We start from the raw sequence: 16808 nt of genomic DNA, 5'->3' as shown, positions 1-16808 counted from the left end.
GCCGTCAGCCCTTCTTGACGCGGGTGATCGTCTCCTGCTTGACGTCCTCGTCGTCGATCGCCTCGACGGGCTCCTCAGCGAGCAGCTCGCCCTCGCTGGTCTGGAAGCCCTTCTTGAACTCCGTGATGGTGTTCTTGAGGCTGGTGAGGCCGTCGTCGGACAGCTTGCCGGTCTCGCGGATGGAGGTCAGCAGGCCGCCCTCCTCACGCTCGACGTAGTCGAGGAACTCGCGCTCGAAGCGGCGGACGTCGGCCACCGGGACGTCGTCCAGCGCGCCGGAGGTGCCCGCCCACACGGACACGACCTCCTGCTCGACCGGGAACGGGCTGCCCTGCGGCTGCTTCAGCAGCTCGACCAGCCGGGCGCCGCGCTCCAGCTGGGCGCGCGAGGCGGCGTCCAGGTCGGACGCGAAGGCGGCGAACGCCTCCAGGTCGCGGAACTGCGACAGCGCCAGGCGCAGCGTGCCGGCGACCGTCTTCATCGCCTTGATCTGCGCGTCGCCGCCGACCCGGGAGACCGAGATGCCGACGTTGATCGCCGGCCGGACGCCCTGGTTGAACAGGTCCGTCTCCAGGAAGCACTGCCCGTCGGTGATCGAGATGACGTTCGTCGGGATGTAGGCCGACACGTCGCTGCCCTTGGTCTCGATGATCGGCAGACCCGTCATCGAGCCGCCGCCCATGTCGTCCGACAGCTTCGCGCAGCGCTCCAGCAGACGCGAGTGCAGGTAGAACACGTCACCGGGGTAGGCCTCGCGGCCCGGCGGGCGGCGCAGCAGCAGCGACACCGCGCGGTAGGCCTCGGCCTGCTTCGACAGGTCGTCGAAGATGATCAGGACGTGCTTGCCCTGGTACATCCAGTGCTGGCCGATCGCGGACCCGGTGTAGGGGGCGATGTACTTGTAGCCCGCCGGGTCGGACGCGGGAGCAGCCACGATCGTGGTGTACTCCAGCGCGCCGGCCTCCTCCAGGGAGCGGCGGACGTTGGCGATCGTGGAGCCCTTCTGGCCGATCGCGACGTAGATGCAGCGGACCTGCTTCTTCTCGTCGCCGGACTCCCAGTTCTCCTTCTGGTTGATGATCGTGTCCACGCAGACCGTCGTCTTGCCGGTCTGCCGGTCACCGATGATCAGCTGCCGCTGGCCGCGGCCGATCGGCGTCATCGCGTCGATGGCCTTGATGCCGGTCTGCAGCGGCTCGCTCACCGACTGCCGCTGCACGACCGTGGGGGCCTGCAGTTCGAGCGCGCGGCGCTCGGTCGTCTCGATCGGGCCCTTGCCGTCCAGCGGGTTGCCCAGCGCGTCCACGACGCGGCCGAGGAAGCCGTCGCCGACGGGGACCGAGAGGACCTCGCCGGTCCGGCGGACCTTCTGGCCCTCTTCGATCTTGCTGAAGTCGCCAAGGACAACGGCGCCGATCTCACGCACGTCCAGGTTCAGAGCCAGGCCACGGGTACCGTCCTCGAACTCAAGGAGTTCGTTCGCCATCGCGGAGGGCAGGCCCTCGACGTGGGCGATACCGTCGCCGGAATCGACGACGGTGCCGACCTCTTCGCGCGCGGCGGCCTCGGGCTCGTACGACTGGACGAAGCGCTCCAGCGCGTTCCGGATCTCGTCCGGACGGATCGTCAGCTCCGCCATGATTCCTCTCTTGCTCCCTATGGGGTCAGCTAGCCGGCGGGTCAGCCGGTGCCGAGCCGCCGGCGGACGTCGTCCAGCCGTCCGGCGATCGTGCCGTCGATGATCTCGTCCCCGATCTGGACCGAAAGGCCGCCGATCGCGGTGGGGTCGATCTCGATGTTCAGATGTACTTCGTGGCCGTAGGCGGCGGCGAGCACCGCGGCGAGCCGGGTCCGCTGCGCCGCCGACAACGGCGCCGGCGAGCGGACCAGGGCGACCAGCCGCTGCCTGCGCTGGGCGACCAGCTTGCCGTAGTCGGCGAGCCCGCTTTCCAGGCTACGTCCTCGCGGACGCAGCACGAGTTCCGTGAGCAGCGCCAGTGTCGCGTCGGTGACCTTGCCGTCCACCAGCGCGTTGACCAGCCCGATCTTGCGCTCGGCCGGCAGGCCGGGGTCGGCCAGGGCGCCGCGCAGTTCCGGCTCCCCCTCGACGACCCGGGAGAACCGGAACAGCTCGTCCTCCAGGTCGTCGATGCGGCCGGCGGCCTCGGCGCGGGCCGCCTCGGCGGTGACCGCGAGGATCTCCAGCGCGTCCGACATCTCCGACGGCGTGGACCAGCGCAGCCGGGCGACGTCGGCGACCAGCCCGAGAGCGGCCGGCGACACCTTGCCCTCCAGCAGGATCTGGACGAGCTGCGCCTTCTCGGCCCCGTCGCGCGACGGGTCGGAGACCGCCCGCCGCACACCGTGCTCGCGGTCGATCAGGTGCAGCACCGCGAACAGGTCGCCGCCGAGCCGCGCCAGGTCGGCGGAGGGGATCACGGCCTCCAGCCGTTCCTTGGCCTCGGCCAGCGACGCCCTGCTCACCGCTCCCGTGATGGTCATGATGTGATCTGCTCCTGGGTGCGAGCGCGTTCCTCGAGCTCCTCGAGGAACCGGTCGACGACCCGGCTCTGCCGCGCGCTGTCCTCAAGGGACTCGCCCACGACGCGCCCGGCCAGCTCGACCGACATGGCCCCGATCTCGGCGCGCAGCGACTGCAGCGCCTGCTGCCGCTCGGCCTCGATCTGCGCCTTGGCGTTCTCGACGATGCGGCGCGCCTCGACCTGGGCCTGCTCCTTGGCCTGGGCGATGATCTGCGCGCCCTGCTCCTCGGCCTTGCGCCGCTCGTTCGACGCCTCGACCGCGGCCGCCTTCTGCTGGGCCTTGTACTGCTCGAGGACCTGCTGGGCCTCCTTCTGCGCCTGCTCGGCCCGCAGGAGGCCGCCCTCGATCGCCTCGGTCCGCTCCTCCAGCGTCTGCTGGATGCGCGGCGTCAGGATCTTGCCGAGGACGATCAGCACGACCAGGAACGAGAAGATGCCGACGACCAGCTCGAACGGGTGCGGAATGAGAGGGTTGTTCTCCTCCGCCGCCAGGACGGAAGCTGCTGTGATCATGTCTGCAGCCCTTCCTCAGGTTCGGACGGCTACTACTTGATGCCCTGGAAGATGAACGGCGCGACCAGGCCGATCAGGGCGAGCGCCTCGGTAAGGACGAAGCCCAGCAGCATGTTGGTGCGGATCACACCGGTCAGCTCGGGCTGGCGGGCGATCGCGTTCACGCCCTGGCCGAAGATGATGCCGACGCCGATGCCCGGGCCGATCGCCGCGAGGCCGTAACCGATCGAGGTGACGTTACCGCTGAGGGCAGCGAGGTCTCCCATGTTCTTTCCCTTTTCTGTCGGCCGGCGGAAGCTCCGCCGGTCTGGGCTTACGAGGTTGTCCGATGGGGTCCGCGGAGCCGGGGCGTCGCGTGCCCCGCGGGTCTTAGTGGTCCGCTTCCAGGCCGCTCGAGATGTACATGGCGGCCAGCATGGTGAACAGGAACGCCTGCAGGAACTGGATCAGCAGCTCCAGCGCCGTCATGGCGATCGTGACGATCACACCGATGATGCCGACGCCGAACCCGGCGACCGTGGGCTTCTCGAAGAGGAACCAGAAGCCGACCAGGCTGAAGAACGCCAGGATCGTGTGGCCCGCGAACATGTTGGCGAAGAGCCGGACCGCGTGGGTGAAGGGGGCCAGGACGAAGGTCGAGAGGTACTCGATCGGCACCAGCAGGAAGTAGACCGGCAGCGGGAGGCCGCTGGGGATCATGTTCGAGAAGTACCGGATGCCCTGGTGCCGCAGCCCGAGGTAGATCTTGATGATGTAGACGAAGAGCGCCAGGACGATCGGGAACGCGATGTGCGAGGCGATCGGGAACTGGATGATCGGGACCACCGCGAAGATGTTCCAGACCCAGATCAGGAAGAACATCGACATCAGCATCGGCATCCACCGGTCGGTGTTCTTGCCGAGGAACGGGCGGGCGATCTCGTCCCGCACGAACATGTAGCCGACCTCGCCGAGGTTCTGCACGCCCCGCGGCACGAGCTTCGGCTTGGCGAAGGCGCTCCAGAAGAAGACGCAGATCACCAGCGACCCGACGACCGCGAAGACGACCGGCTTGGTGAGCCACGCGGGGCCGCCGGCGAACAGGGGCGGGAAGTCGAACAGCTCCGGTCCGGGGGCCTGGAACTCTTCTCCGCCGGAGGCGAGGACCGTCAGCGCGTTCACGCGGCGTTCCCTTCATCAATGTGGTGATGTTTCACGAAGGCTTCCTCGGCGGCGGGGCCGCTCAGGAGGAGTGGCGACCGAACTTCACGTAGACCAGGTAGACGGCGAGCACGACGCCGATGACCAGGCCGATCGGGACCAGCCAGGTCTGGTGCGTCCATTTGGACAGCAGCCACCCGAGACCGCCCCAGATGAGCATCCCGGAAAGGAGGTAGCTGGGCACGGACCAGGCGGCGTCGGCGAATTCCCGCTGGCCGTCTTCCGGCCGGCGTTTCTGCTCGCTCATCGCGCTCCGGACGATAGCAGGCCATGCCTGCGGTGGTCATATTGGAGTAGTCCGTCATGGTGGCCGGTACCGTCCGCGAGCGCTTCATCACGGACTCCGGTCCAGCACGTTCTCGGGGTCGTCAATGTAGGGCCTCCGCTGCAGGACGACGCGGAACTCGGCTCCGATCCACAGCAGCGCGAGCCCGATGACCGTCCAGCCGAAGACCTGGGTGTTGAAGATCGACACGCCGTCGATGGCCGTGACCAGCACCATCACCGCGAGGATCTTCACCGCGTAGCTGGCGAGGGCGGCCAGCATCATCGTCTGGGCCGAGAGGCGGGAGGCCCAGGAGACCACCAGCGCGCTCACCGAGAAGAAGGCGATCACCACGACGGAGGCCAGCGCCGCCGCGAGGGCGCCCTTGGCGCCCGCGGTCAGCAGGCCGATCACTACGGCACCCACCCCGACGACCGACGTCGGGATCGCGGCGCCGCGGAGCATCCGGGCGTCGGAGGTATGCATGAGGGCTCCGGCTGGTCACGTTCAGTGGTCGTCTCTTGTTCGTGAAAGGTATCACAAGCGTCCGGAATGTCCACAATTACCCTAGAGGTAATGCGATCCGGCGTGCGCGGCGCTACCGCGCGCGACACCCGCACGAGGGACTGTAGCCGAGCCCGCCCGGTGCCCACGCCCGTTCGGGGCCCGCGGAGCGGTCGGCGCCGCTCCCGCCCGAAGGCGTCCCGGCGCAGGTCAGACGGGCATCGAGGGGCGCTCGGCGGGCTGGTCGCCGGTGCCGGCGTCCGCGGCCTTCCCCCGGGCGGACCTGCGGCGACCGGGGATGCGGAGCATCAGCAGCACGCCCGCGACCGCCACCAGCAGGGTGACACCGAGGGTGATCCAGGCGGCGTCGAACAGCGCGAGGCCGACCAGCCCGGAGGCCAGCAGCCCGACCCAGAAATACATGATCAGCACGGCGCGGCGGGTGGAGTGGCCGAGCTCCAGCAGCCGGTGGTGCAGGTGCTGCTTGTCCGGGGCGAACGGGGAGCGGCCCTGGTTGGTGCGCCGCCACACCGCGAGCAGCATGTCCATGAACGGGACCGCCGCCACCGCCGGGATGAGCAGCACCGGGACGAAGAACGGGAAGAGCCCGTTGGCGAGGACGGCCGCGTCGAACTGCCCGGTCAGCATGATCGTGGAGGCGCTGAGCAGGAGCCCGATCAGCATCGAGCCGGTGTCGCCCATGAAGATCTTGGCCGGGCTGAAGTTGTGCGGCAGGAAGCCCGCGCACATGCCGAACAGGACCGCGGCGGTGAGGGTCGCGGCGGACAGCGTGGTGAGGCCGTGCGCCTTCGACAGCAGGTAGGCGTAGGAGAACAGCGCCAGCGCGGCGATCCCGACGACGCCGGCGGCGAGGCCGTCCAGCCCGTCGATGAAGTTGACCGCGTTGATCGTGGCGACGACGAGCAGGACGGTGAGCGGGACCCCGTAGGCGGGCGGCAGGGACAGCGAGTCGCCGGTGGGCAGCGGGATCACGTAGACCTGGATGCCCTGCATGATGAAGATCCCGGCGGCCGCGACCTGCCCGGCGAACTTGGTGAGCGCGTCCACCTCCCAGCGGTCGTCGGCGATGCCGATCAGCACGATCAGCCCGCCCGACAGCAGGAGCGCCTTGCTGACGCTGATCCCGCCGTCGCCGAGGACCTTGCGCATCTCGGGCAGGCCGGTGGAGACCACCAGCGCCGCCACCATCCCGCCGAACATCGCGAGGCCGCCCAGCCGGGGCGTCGGGATCACGTGCACGTCGCGGTCGCGCGGGACGGCCTGCGCCCCGAACCACACGGCGAACCTGCGCACCGACGGGGTCAGCAGGTAGGCGACGAGAGCGGCGACCAGGATCGTGAGCAGGTACTCCCGCACTCCCCTGCGCCTCCCTTCGCCGATCAACGATGCCTACGTGCCCCGTCCGGGGCTGAGTTCACCTAGGTAGACGACCCGCCGGAACGATCAGTTCACGTCGCGACCGACCAACTGTAGTCCTCCCGGACGGTCTTCCGCCGCAAATCGGGCACTACCGGTCCGCTGAACGCACATGATCCCGACTCCGACGATCACGAGCGCGAGGCCGGCGAGGCACCGGTCGCCCAGCGAGAACGCCCACGGGCCGCTCGCCGCGACGTCGTCCCCCGCGTCGGCGACGACGAGCAGCGCCCCGGCGGCCGCCAGGCCGGCGCCGGTCCCCCGCCGCGGCGCCGGACGGCGCGCGAGCAGGGGCACGGCGGCGAGCGCGAGGGCCAGCACGGCGGTGCCCGTCCAGTGGCCCGTCCATCGCGGCGGGACGTACCGGGGCGGCGGGACGGCGATCGCGCGCTTGGGCAGCCGGACCCGGATCCGCATCCCCTCGTGCGGGGCGAGCGCGTTCTGGACGAAGTCGATCGCGTACGGGCCGTCGCGGTCGCGCAGGCACCGGGTCGTCGCCCCGGGCGCGCCCGCCCGGCAGGTCGCGTGCCGCAGCGGCACCGGCGCCTGCACCCGGACCGCCGCGTTCCCGATGGGGACGTCCCAGCTCGTCCCGATGGCGTCCCACAGCAGGTCGTCGTGGTCGGCGCGGGGGGTGAACGCGCGGCGCACCTCGTACTCGATCACGTAGGCCTGGCGGCCGCGGACCTCGCGGTGCCGGTCGCCGACGCTGATCCGCACGTCGCGCAGGAACCGGGTCGTGCGGACGCGGGCCGGGGCGCCGGTGGAGGAGCTGCTGCTGACGTTGCGGACCTCGTAGAGGCGGTCGCCGCGGCGGAACGGCACGTGCCGGACGATCCCGTGCTCCCCCGCCTGGTCGAAGTCGTAGGTGATCGTCTCCCGGACGTACAGCACGCCGTCGGTGCCGATGGTGATGACGACGTCGTAGGCCGGGATGCTCTCGCCGCGGTAGGCCGGCTCGGGGGGCGGCGCGACGCCCGAGGACCCGGGCGCGGGCTCGGCGCCGGCCGGCCGGCCGGCGCAGGCGGGCAGGCCGAGCACGAGGAACAGCAGCAGCACCCCCGCGATGGTCGCGGAGCGCCGGACACGGCCACGCACGTCGGGCATGTTTCCACCGTTGCCATGATCGTGGCGGCGTAACGCGGTCGATGCGGCCGACCGGTAAGCCCTTTGCCCCTCGCGCGGACGCTCGGGGGCGTCTTGGACGCCTCCGGCGCCGGATCGGTTCGCCGGACGGCCGGATCCGTCCTGCCCCGGTCAGATGGACATCCCTACAGAAAACCGCTGGTAAGGGGCTGCTAGGTTATCGCTCGCTAACCCCCCCAATCCGAACACGGAGGGACCTATGCGGCGAATCGCTGCAGTCGCCCTGACCGCCGGCACGCTGATGGCCGGCATGGCCGCCGTCGGAGCCCCCGCCGAAGCCGCCACCGGCAGCTGGAAGCCCTACAACTCCTACAGCCACGTGGCCGCATGGGGCTCCTACACCCGCAGCGGCGGCAGCACCGCCGTCACGGGCTACCTCGCCGACGACAAGAAGAACGGCTGGACCTCCTGCGTCCGCTTCAAGTTCACCGAGGGCTCCAAGGTGTACTGGTCGCGCTTCAAGATCATCGGCGTGGCGCCCGACGGCACCAAGTACAACTTCGACGGCAAGGCCACCGTCAAGATCAGCGTGAAGTCGTCCTACGGCAGCCACATGTGGGTGCAGGAGTGCGGCCGGAACAAGAAGACCGGCAAGTACTACTACGGCAAGGGCAAGAAGATCTTCTGATCCCCTCCCCCCTTCCGCCTGACGACACAGGCCCCGCCCGGCCCGGCGGGGCCTTCGCGCTTTCCCGGCCCCCGTCGGCCCGGCTCACCAGTCCAGGTCGTAGAAGTCCCCGCCCACCTTGATCCGCGAGATCCCGTCCGGCTTTCCGAGATCGACCAGCCCGTAGCCGGTCACCAGGAACCTTCCGGTGGCGTCGCCCTTCATGGCGGGGTCGCCCGCGAACGAAGCGCTCCGGCGCCGGGTCGACCGCAGGACGCGGCCGTCGCCCGCCGACACCTCCAGAACCTCGAACCCGGCGTCGGCAGTCACCTCCGGGGCGTCGCCCCCGCCGGCGGAAACCGACCCCGCCGCGCCCTCGATCACGAAGACGCGCCGACCGTCCGGAGCGGCCGCGACTCCCTCGAATATCCGCGGCGAGGTCACGGCGCGGACGGGGCGGGCCGTGGACGGCGGGGCGCCGTCCCCTCCCAGCGGCAGGAAACGGATTTCCTGCATGGTCTTTTCCGGCCCCCTGTACCAGGAGCGCACGAAGAACAGCCGGTCCCCGGATCCGTCCCAGGAAAGCCGGTCGGCCAGCGCCACCCGCGATTCCCGCCATTCATGCCGGTCTCCGGTCGCCGAATTCACTATCGCGATTCTGGCGTTCGAGGCGATCCGCGTGATCGGCGGGTCGCCGCAGTCGACCAGGCCGTAGGCCAGCCGGCGGCCGTCGGGGGTGACCGCGAGGGATCCCTGCCCCGCAGGCTCCCCGGAAACGGCCGAACCGCCCACCTCCGTACTCCGGACGATCTTTCCCGACCCGTTGATCGAGAACTTCTCGACCCTCGTCACGCACCTCGTTCTCGCTCGTTTCAGAACGAAGAGCGTCCGCCCGTCGCCGGTGGCGGCGATGCTCAGGAAATTCGTTCCCGCGGGGGCGGATCTCGTGTCCAGGAGGCGGCCGGTGCGGGATTCGCGTACCTCGACGCGGGAGAGCTCCCCGCCTCCGGCCAGGTAGCTGGCGAAGTAGAAGCGGGGCATCGTGGGGACCTTCTGGAGGCGCCGGTCGGGCTCCATCATCTTGCGGACGCCGACGATCCCCGCGGCCAGGGCGAGGACGGCCAGCACCGCGCAGACCGGAACGGCCCACCGCCGCACCGGGGCGCCCCGCCGCGGCCTGCGCTCGGGGAAGGGACGCGGCTTGTCCGCGTCCACCCTGCCGGCCGAAGCGTGCAGGGCGTCCCGCAGGCGGTCCTCAAGCCCGCTCATCGCACCTCCTCCCCCAGTTCGCGGGCCAGCGCGGCGAGCGCCCTGGCCATCGTGGACCGCACCGTGGCGGGCCGGATGCCCATGGCCGCGGAGACCTCGTCGTCGCTCAGATCGAGGTAGTAGCGCAGCACCACGGCCTCGCGCTGGCGGCGCGGCAGCCTCTGGAGGGCCCGCATGACCGCCCGGCGGTCCTCGCCGAGCATCGCCGCCGACTCGGCCGACCAGACCGGCGGCTCATGGGGCTCGGTGTGCCGCCGCATCATCCTGCGGCGGCGCAGGACCATGCGGCAGCCGTTCAGCACCGCAGCGCGGACGTAGGCCAGCAGCTTGCCCTCGCCGTCCAGCCGGGGGGACCTGTCCTGCATGCGCAGGAAGACGTCCTGCACCACGTCCTCGGCGGTGGCCTCGTCCCCGACCAGCAGGACCGCCATCCGCACGAGGCGGAGCTGGTGCTCCTCGTACAGCGCGACGAGATCGCCGGTGCGGGGGATGACCACGGGGCGCGATCTTAACCGCGGGCGCCCGCGGGACGCCCGCGCACGGCCCGCCCGCCGGACGGCCGGTTGAGGCCAGCGCCGCCGCCGGTCATGACACGAGCGTCCGGCCGTGCCGCTCCAGGAGCCTCCGGAACGCGGCGCTGGGCTGGAGTCCCATCTCCTCGTCCAGCAGCCGCCGGTAGCGGGTGAACACCCGCCACGCGCTCACCTGGTCCTCCCGCACCAGGTGTGCGGCGGCCCTGATCCGGTGGGACGCCTCGGCCAGCCCGTCCACGCGCGCGGCCGCCTCCGCCAGGTCGATCGCACCGGTCGCGTCGCCGGCCGCCAGCGCGTGCTCGGCGAGCCGCTCCAGCGCGAGCAGCCGCAGCAGGTTCCACCGGTCCCGCGCGGCCCACACGTCCTCTTCCGGCCAGCAGGGCAGCAGCTCGCCGCCGAGCAGCCGCACCTCGTCCGGCTCCGCGGCCGTGACCGATCCCCCGGCCACCAGCCGCGCTAACCGCTCGCCCCGGCGCAGGTCGACGTCGACGTGGTCCGCGAGCGCGACATGGGACGGGGTCACGGCGAGCAGCCGCGCCCCGGTGTCCCGCCGGACGCGCCACAGCGACTGCCGCAGCCGCTTCGCCGCCTCGGCGGCGCCCGCGTCCGGCCACAGCCGCCCCTGCAGCGACTCCCTGCCCAGCCCGCCCGGCTCCAGCGCCACCGTGACGATCAGACGGCGGGGCGCCGGGGCGAGCCGGACGTCCCGCCCGTCCACCCGGCACCGGAAGAAGGAGAGGAGCCCGAGCCCGGCGTCCTCCGCGGGGACGGCACTTTGATCACCATGCATGCACGGTTGATGCACGCGCCCCGCCGCTCGCTGCTTCCTCCGCCGAAAATTTCTACAGATTCCGCACAGGGATGTCAGAAGCCCTGGTCATGCGTCCGGTGCACCGGCCGTCCGTCCCCCGGGCGCGGGAGCGCCCGGCCGTGCCGCGCCCAGGGCCGGAGACGTCCGGCGGACCCGCGCCTTAGGGTCGGCGTGTGCGCACGGACGAGAGCCTCGGGCGGTGGCCCCGCCCCGCCGACGTGGGCGTCCCGCTCGCCGTCGCGGGCGTCCAGCTCTCCGGCACCTGGTTCCTGGCCGAGGGCGGCGGGGAGCCGCTCGGCGGCGCCCGCTGGCCTCTGGTCGCGGGCTCGATCGTCCTGGCGGCCGCGGCGCTGGTGTGGCGGCGCGTGGCGCCCGTGCCGGTGCTCGCCGCCGCGATCTCGCTGAGCGCATCGGCGATCGTCGCCGCGGGCACGGCGGACACCGCCGTCAGCGGGCTCGCCGACGGCGTCGCCCTGTACTCGGTGGCGGTGCACAGGGAACGCCGGGACGCGGTCCTCGGATGCCTGGCCGCCTACACCGTCGCCTTCGCGGTCTACCTCCCGTACGCGCGAGGACCGGGCGATCTCTTCTCCAACGAGTTCCTGGACGGCGTCCTCTACCTGGGCATCGCCGCGTTCGGCCAGCTCCGCCGGCAGCGCGAGGTGGCGCGGAGCGGCCTGCGGGCGCGGCTGGCCGACATCGAGAGCGAGAGCCGCGCGGCGGCCGAGGCGGAGCGCGAGCGCCTGGCCAGGGAAGTCCATGACATCGCCGGCCACCATCTGAGCGCCGTCGCCGTCCACACGGGGGCGGCGGCCCGCCGCGCCGACTCCGAGCTGGTGGCCCAGGCCCTCGCCGTCGCGGCCGAGACCGGCCGCGAGGTGCTGAGGTCGTTGAGCGGGCTGGTGGACGTCGTGGCCCCCCGGGCGGGCCACGGCGGCCTGAAAGAACTGCTGCCTCCCCTGTGCCAGGGCCTGAACCGGCTGGGCATCCCGGTGTCCCTGCGGGTGGAGGGGCGGGCTCGCAGGCTCCCCGCCGAGCTGACGACGACCGCCTACCGGATAGTCCAGGAGTCGCTCACCAACGCCATGCGCTATTCGGCGGGCGCCGAGGTGCGGGTCTCCGTCCGTTACGCGCCGCGCGCGGTGAGACTGACGATCGAGAACGACGCCGCTGCAACCCGCGCGGCCGTCCCCGCGCTGGGAGGGGGCAGAGGCATCCAGGGCATGCGGGAGCGGGCGGCCGGGCTCGGCGGCGTCCTCACGGCCGGCCCCACGGCGGCGGGCGGCTGGTCGGTCGCCGCGCACCTCCCGTCGGGTCCGCGCCACCGGCGGGGATGGCCGGAGATCCTCGACGGCGTGGCGGTCGCCTTCTGCGCGTTCCTGCCGCTCCTGGGCTTCGTGCCGCCGGACCCGCTGGTCACGGGGCGGCCCGGGGCGGAGCTCCTCCTGCTCGGCGTCGCGCTCACGCTCAGAGCCGTCCCGCTGTGGTGGAGGCGGCACGCGCCCCGCGCCGTGCTCGCGCTGATCGTCTCGGCGGACGCCGCCCTGGCCGTCGCCTGGGGACTGTGGTCACGGGACCTGCTCGGCCTCCTGGTCCTGGGAAGCGCCGCGGAACTGGTCGCCGTCTACTCGCTCGCCTGCTACAGGCCGGACGGGGCGCGCACCTGGCCCGCGGCGCTCGCCGCTCCCCTCCCCTGGGGGCTCGGCCTGGGCTTCCTGCTGGTCGCCGACCATGAGGTGGCGGCGGACGGCCCGACACCTGTCGCGTTCGCGTTCGGGCTGGTGACCGCCGTCGTGTGCACGGCGCCCCTCACGCTCGCGGCCTGGACGCTGGGCGTCACCACCGCGTCCAGGAGCCGCCGGTGGGGGGAGTCCGCGCTCGACGCCGTCTCCGCACGGGCGGGGGACGCCGTGCAGGCCGAACGCGACCGCGTCGCCGCGGGACTGAACGGGACCGTCCTGCACCACACCGTCAGGCTGGTGACGGTCGCCGAGGCGGGCCTGGGCGGTACGGACGGCGACGCGCACGAGGCCGTCGCCCGCGCGGCGGAGCTCGCGCGGGCCGCCCTCACGGAGATGCGCGCGCTACTGGACGCATGGGAGAGGACATGAGCATCCGGGTGCTGGTGGTGGACGACCAGGCCGTCGTCCGCGCGGGCTTCACCGCGATCATCAACGGCGAGCCGGACCTGGAGGTCGTGGGGCAGGCCGGGGACGGCGCCGAGGCGCTGCGCGCCGTCCCCCGGTGCCGCCCCGACGTGGTGCTGATGGACATCCGGATGCCCGGCGTCGACGGCCTGGCCGCCTCCCGGGAACTGGCCGCCACCGGGTCGCTCGCACGGGTGCTGGTGCTGACGACGTTCCACCGCGACGAGTACGTCTTCGGCGCGCTGCGCGCCGGGGCCTCGGGCTTCCTCCTCAAGGACTGCGACCCTCAGGAGCTCGTGGACGCCATCCGCACGGTCGCCGGCGGCGAGGCCCTGCTCGCCCCGGCCGTGACCCGCCGCCTCATCGACGCCTTCGTCACCGGCGCCATCAGCCCGCCGTCGGTCCCCGACGGCCGTCTGAAGGCGCTCACCCCCCGGGAACGCGACGTCCTCGTGCGGATGGCGAGCGGCCTCAGCAACACCGAGATCAGCGCCGCGCTGGGAATCGGCACCGCGACCGTGAAGACCCACGTCAACGCGATCCTCGGCAAGCTGCGGCTGCGGGACCGGGTGCAGGCCACGATCTTCGCCTACGACGCCGGCCTCGTCCGTCCGGGGGCCGCCCCTCCACCCGGGGGTTGAGGCGGCGGCCGACCGCCCGGCCGACCGCGGTCCGTCCCGCCGCAGGACGCGCGGGCGGCACGCGGCGCGCTTTCCTTGATCCATGACCTGCGAACACGACCGGCCGGACGGCGAGGCCACCACCGGAGAGAAGGCGGCCGTCCCCGCGCCGGACGAGGGACTCGACCCGGACGAGGGACTCGATGCGGCATGGATACTTCCGGCACTGCTCATCCTGGCGGCGAAGGGCGTCCGCGCCGGCGGCGAGGGCGGACCGTGGGACGTCCTGGCCATCGGGCTGGCGGCGTCCGCGGCGCTCGCCACCGTCGTCGTCTTCGTCAAGGCCGTCAGGCGGCGCGCCTACGAGACCATGACGACGATCGCGGTCGCGACGCTGTTCGTCGGGGCCGTCGCCTACGCCAGGGGCGACGTCCCCTGAGCGCCCGCCCGCGCGAGGAAGAGGCGAGAACTTCCAGGCCGGGTCCCCCACCTCGGAGGAGGACAAGTCGAAGACCTGGTGGAGACGCCGGGGAGACGTGCACGAGAAGCCGGGAAGACGCCGCGGAGACCCCCTCTTGTTGATCTGATCCCGCGGGCCAGGGCGGCTCGCGGCGGACACCCGTTCCGCCGGATCGATCTGGAGGAAACCTCCCATGAACAAGCAGCGGTTCGCCGCGAAGGCGGCGGGCGTCTCCCTGGCCGCGGTACTGGGCCTCGGGGTGGCGGGCCCCGCCTTCGGCGCCACGGCGGAGGCCGGCCGCACGGCCGCGCCCGTCACGGCGGTCCAGCAGCCCGCCCCGTCCCGGTTCAGCGCCGCCGACACCGCCGCGCTCCGGCAGATCGGCTTCTCCGGTCGCGAGATCCAGCAGCTCCAGCAGGACCTCGCGCGAAAGGGCGGCCTCAGCACCCTCCTGAAGATCCTCAAGAAGGCGGGCAAGCTCAAGTCGGCGATCAAGGCGGCGAAGAAGGGCTGGAAGGCCTTCAAGAAGTGGTACAGCAAGCTGCCGCGGCCCCTGCGGTGGGCCCTGAAGGCGGCCGGCTGGAGCACCAACGCCTGGGACCTCTACAAGCTGCTCCGCGGCTACTAGGAGCACCGGGGCCCCGAAGGGCGCACGGGGCCGGCTCCTCCACGGGAGCCGGCCCCGTGCCGGCGGGGCGGCGGCATCACCCGAACCGATCTCTGGGGACATCATCGTGACCAAGACGCGCGAGCCCGTGCCGGAAGCCGCATGGGTGTTGACCTTCATTCCCGCGGCGGCGTCGTCGCTCGTCCGGACCCTGCTCGACGGCGATCCGGCGACGTACACGGCCGACGCGCTGCTCTGCGTGGCCGCTCCGGCGGCGCTCGTCCTGCTGGTCCGCTCCACAAGGTCCGGCGCGGGGTCGTGGTCGTGGGCCCTGATCACTCTGGCCTCGGTGGCCCTCGGGCTGGCGACCGCCCTCAGGTGACCCGGAGGAGGGCACGACAGTGATCAGAGTCGAAGAACTGACCAAGCGCTACGGACGCCGCACGGTGGTCGACCACCTGTCCTTCACGGTGCGCCCGGGGGTGGTGACCGGCTTCCTCGGCCCGAACGGCGCGGGCAAGTCCACGACGATGCGCATGATCGTCGGGCTCGCCAGGCCCGCGTCGGGCCGGGTGCTGATCGACGGGCGGCGCTACCACGACCTGCCGGACCCCTCCGGAACGGTCGGCGCGCTCCTCGACGCCGGCTGGGTGCGCCCGCATCTCACGGCCCGGAGCCATCTGCGCTGGACGGCGTGCCTGACGGGGGCGGAGCCCGGCCGCGTCGACGAACTCCTGGAGACGGTCGGGCTGGCCGGCGTGGCGGGCAGACGGGTCGGCGGCTTCTCACTCGGCATGCGCCAGCGCCTGGGCATCGCCGCGGCACTCCTGGGAAGGCCCAGGGCGCTTCTGCTGGACGAGCCGATGAACGGCCTCGACCCCGAGGGCATCCGCTGGATGCGGCACCTGCTCCGGCGGGCCGCCGGCGAGGGCTGCGCCGTCCTGGTCTCCAGCCACCTGCTCGCCGAAATGGCCCTGACCGCCGACGACGTCGTCGTGATCGGCGCCGGCCGGCTCATCACGCAGGCCCCCATGCGGGCGTTCGTCGAGCAGGCGGCCGGCGCCGCCGTGATCGTCCGGACCCCGGAGGCGCGGCGGCTCGCGGCCCTGCTCGGCCGGGCGGGCCTCGACGTCCGCCACGGACCCGACGGCGCTCTCCGGGTGCACGGCGGCACCGCCGCCCGGGTGGGCGGGATCGCCGCGGCGCACGGCCTCGAACTGCACGAACTGCGCACCGACCACGGCTCCCTGGAGGACGCTTTCATGGAGATGACCCGCGACGCCGTCGAGTACCAGGCGTCCTCCCCGGTCGACTGCGCGGGAGGGCGGCGATGACGGCGCTGCGCCGGGCGCTCGCCGCCGAGACGGTCCGGTTGTCCCGAAGCCGGTCCACGTGGTGGTGCCTCGGCACGGCCGCGGCCCTGGCGCTCGCCTCGGCGGTCCTCGCGGCCCGCGTCCCGGAGGAGGGAGGCGCCGTCACCGTCGTGGACGTCCTCGCCGGGCTGTCGTTCGGCGAGATGATCCTTCTCGTCCTCGCGGCCCTGTCCGTCACCGGCGAGTACAGGCACGGCACGATCCGCCTCGCCTGCCAGGCGGTGCCGCGACGCTGGCCCCTGACCGCGGCGAAGGCCCTCCTGCTGGCGGCGGCCGGCGCGACCGCGGCCGTCTTCCTGGCCTTCGCGAGCCTGCTGGTGGCGGCCCTCTGCGCGGTGGGGCCCGGTCCGAGCCTCGACACGGCGGCGGAATGGCGCCAGGTCCTGGGGACGGGCGTCCTCTGGGCCTTCACGGCCGTGGCCGGAGTCGCCGTGGGCGCTCTCGTCCGCAACGGAGCCGCCGCCGTCGGCGTCCTGCTCCTGTGGTCGCTGGTGGGAGAGAGCGCCGCCGGGATGCTGCCGCGCGTGGGAGGCGCCCTGGCCGGGTGGATGCCCTTCACCGCGGTCGGCGGACTCGTGGACCCGGACGCGGGGTCGCGCGTCCCCTACGGCGCGGCCGGGCAGGTGGCGTACGCGATCGTCGCCGGGCCGGCGCTGCTGGCCCTCGGCATGGTCGCCGGTCGCCGCAGGGACCCCTGACCGGGCCGTCGCCGGAAGCCCCGGACGGCTCTGGCGCTAGGGCCTGTTTTGCGGATCTGGATCTTTGGTTTGTGG

20 protein-coding genes are annotated in these 16808 nt (G+C 72.4%); 8 read left to right on the top strand and 12 right to left on the bottom strand.

The window, feature by feature from the left end; all coding sequences use genetic code 11:
* Positions 1 to 4: 4 nt before the first annotated feature.
* The 9 genes from atpA to ABWI04_RS06265 all read right to left on the bottom strand — a co-directional run bounded on the left by atpA (position 5) and on the right by ABWI04_RS06265 (position 7569).
* Positions 5 to 1639 (bottom strand): F0F1 ATP synthase subunit alpha, encoded by a 1635-nt coding sequence (gene atpA / locus ABWI04_RS06305; protein ID WP_345182598.1) that lies wholly within the window; start codon positions 1637 to 1639, stop codon positions 5 to 7.
* 41 nt (positions 1640 to 1680) lie between these two features.
* Positions 1681 to 2502, bottom strand: coding sequence for a F0F1 ATP synthase subunit delta (locus tag ABWI04_RS06300; RefSeq protein ID WP_353831728.1), 822 nt, complete (start codon positions 2500 to 2502; stop codon positions 1681 to 1683).
* The gene (locus ABWI04_RS06295) at positions 2499 to 3056 is read right to left on the bottom strand and encodes a F0F1 ATP synthase subunit B (protein WP_345182602.1); all 558 of its coding nucleotides are present in this window, start codon (positions 3054 to 3056) and stop codon (positions 2499 to 2501) included. The genes ABWI04_RS06300 and ABWI04_RS06295 overlap by 4 nt, the downstream gene beginning before the upstream one ends.
* A gap of 32 nt (positions 3057 to 3088) precedes the next feature.
* On the bottom strand, positions 3089 to 3322 hold the full coding sequence (atpE, locus tag ABWI04_RS06290) for an ATP synthase F0 subunit C (protein ID WP_089310093.1): 234 nt from the start codon (positions 3320 to 3322) through the stop codon (positions 3089 to 3091).
* Positions 3323 to 3425: 103 nt separating this feature from the next.
* Entirely contained in the window at positions 3426 to 4217 is a 792-nt protein-coding gene (atpB, locus tag ABWI04_RS06285) for a F0F1 ATP synthase subunit A (RefSeq protein ID WP_345182604.1), read from the bottom strand.
* 61 nt (positions 4218 to 4278) lie between these two features.
* Positions 4279 to 4503: an AtpZ/AtpI family protein gene (locus tag ABWI04_RS06280; RefSeq protein ID WP_185027641.1), complete on the bottom strand. Its 225-nt coding sequence runs from the start codon at positions 4501 to 4503 to the stop codon at positions 4279 to 4281.
* An 87-nt stretch (positions 4504 to 4590) separates the two neighbouring features.
* Entirely contained in the window at positions 4591 to 5007 is a 417-nt protein-coding gene (locus tag ABWI04_RS06275; protein ID WP_353831727.1) for a Cg1360 family ATP-synthase-associated protein, read from the bottom strand.
* Between the two features lie 228 nt (positions 5008 to 5235).
* Positions 5236 to 6402, bottom strand: coding sequence for an MraY family glycosyltransferase (locus ABWI04_RS06270; protein ID WP_345182608.1), 1167 nt, complete (start codon positions 6400 to 6402; stop codon positions 5236 to 5238).
* Positions 6403 to 6489: 87 nt separating this feature from the next.
* Positions 6490 to 7569: a DUF2207 domain-containing protein gene (locus tag ABWI04_RS06265; RefSeq protein WP_353831726.1), complete on the bottom strand. Its 1080-nt coding sequence runs from the start codon at positions 7567 to 7569 to the stop codon at positions 6490 to 6492.
* Between the two features lie 238 nt (positions 7570 to 7807).
* Between ABWI04_RS06265 and ABWI04_RS06260 the strand changes: the two genes are divergently transcribed.
* The gene (locus ABWI04_RS06260; protein ID WP_345182611.1) at positions 7808 to 8236 is read left to right on the top strand and encodes a hypothetical protein; all 429 of its coding nucleotides are present in this window, start codon (positions 7808 to 7810) and stop codon (positions 8234 to 8236) included.
* Positions 8237 to 8320: 84 nt separating this feature from the next.
* Here the strand turns inward: ABWI04_RS06260 and ABWI04_RS06255 are convergent, their stop codons facing one another.
* The 3 genes from ABWI04_RS06255 to ABWI04_RS06245 form a co-directional block, all read right to left on the bottom strand.
* Positions 8321 to 9484 (bottom strand): beta-propeller domain-containing protein, encoded by a 1164-nt coding sequence (locus ABWI04_RS06255; RefSeq protein WP_353831725.1) that lies wholly within the window; start codon positions 9482 to 9484, stop codon positions 8321 to 8323.
* Positions 9481 to 9981: an RNA polymerase sigma factor gene (locus tag ABWI04_RS06250; RefSeq protein ID WP_345182613.1), complete on the bottom strand. Its 501-nt coding sequence runs from the start codon at positions 9979 to 9981 to the stop codon at positions 9481 to 9483. The genes ABWI04_RS06255 and ABWI04_RS06250 overlap by 4 nt, the downstream gene beginning before the upstream one ends.
* 88 nt (positions 9982 to 10069) lie before the next feature.
* Positions 10070 to 10807: an AfsR/SARP family transcriptional regulator gene (locus ABWI04_RS06245; protein ID WP_345182614.1), complete on the bottom strand. Its 738-nt coding sequence runs from the start codon at positions 10805 to 10807 to the stop codon at positions 10070 to 10072.
* A 194-nt stretch (positions 10808 to 11001) separates the two neighbouring features.
* Here ABWI04_RS06245 and ABWI04_RS06240 point away from each other — a divergent pair, with 194 nt between their 5' ends.
* From ABWI04_RS06240 to ABWI04_RS06210, 7 genes are all read left to right on the top strand, one after another.
* Positions 11002 to 12939, top strand: coding sequence for a sensor histidine kinase (locus ABWI04_RS06240; protein WP_353831724.1), 1938 nt, complete (start codon positions 11002 to 11004; stop codon positions 12937 to 12939).
* On the top strand, positions 12936 to 13616 hold the full coding sequence (locus ABWI04_RS06235; protein ID WP_345182617.1) for a response regulator: 681 nt from the start codon (positions 12936 to 12938) through the stop codon (positions 13614 to 13616). The genes ABWI04_RS06240 and ABWI04_RS06235 overlap by 4 nt, the downstream gene beginning before the upstream one ends.
* A gap of 82 nt (positions 13617 to 13698) precedes the next feature.
* Positions 13699 to 14034, top strand: a complete 336-nt coding sequence (locus tag ABWI04_RS06230; RefSeq protein ID WP_353831723.1) for a hypothetical protein — start codon at positions 13699 to 13701, stop codon at positions 14032 to 14034.
* A gap of 214 nt (positions 14035 to 14248) precedes the next feature.
* Entirely contained in the window at positions 14249 to 14683 is a 435-nt protein-coding gene (locus ABWI04_RS06225; protein WP_345182619.1) for a hypothetical protein, read from the top strand.
* Positions 14684 to 14789: 106 nt separating this feature from the next.
* The gene (locus ABWI04_RS06220) at positions 14790 to 15044 is read left to right on the top strand and encodes a hypothetical protein (RefSeq protein WP_353831722.1); all 255 of its coding nucleotides are present in this window, start codon (positions 14790 to 14792) and stop codon (positions 15042 to 15044) included.
* 19 nt (positions 15045 to 15063) lie between these two features.
* Complete coding sequence (locus ABWI04_RS06215; RefSeq protein ID WP_353831721.1) at positions 15064 to 15996, top strand: ABC transporter ATP-binding protein; 933 nt, start codon at positions 15064 to 15066, stop codon at positions 15994 to 15996.
* A complete protein-coding gene (locus ABWI04_RS06210) occupies positions 15993 to 16733 on the top strand; it encodes a hypothetical protein (RefSeq protein WP_353831720.1) in 741 nt (246 codons plus the stop codon). The genes ABWI04_RS06215 and ABWI04_RS06210 overlap by 4 nt, the downstream gene beginning before the upstream one ends.
* Positions 16734 to 16808: the final 75 nt, after the last annotated feature.

Origin of the sequence: Actinomadura sp. NPDC000929 (assembly GCF_040492065.1) — a bacterium.
GTDB lineage: Bacteria > Actinomycetota > Actinomycetes > Streptosporangiales > Streptosporangiaceae > Spirillospora > Spirillospora verrucosospora.
This window is presented reverse-complemented; position numbering and strand designations above follow the sequence as displayed.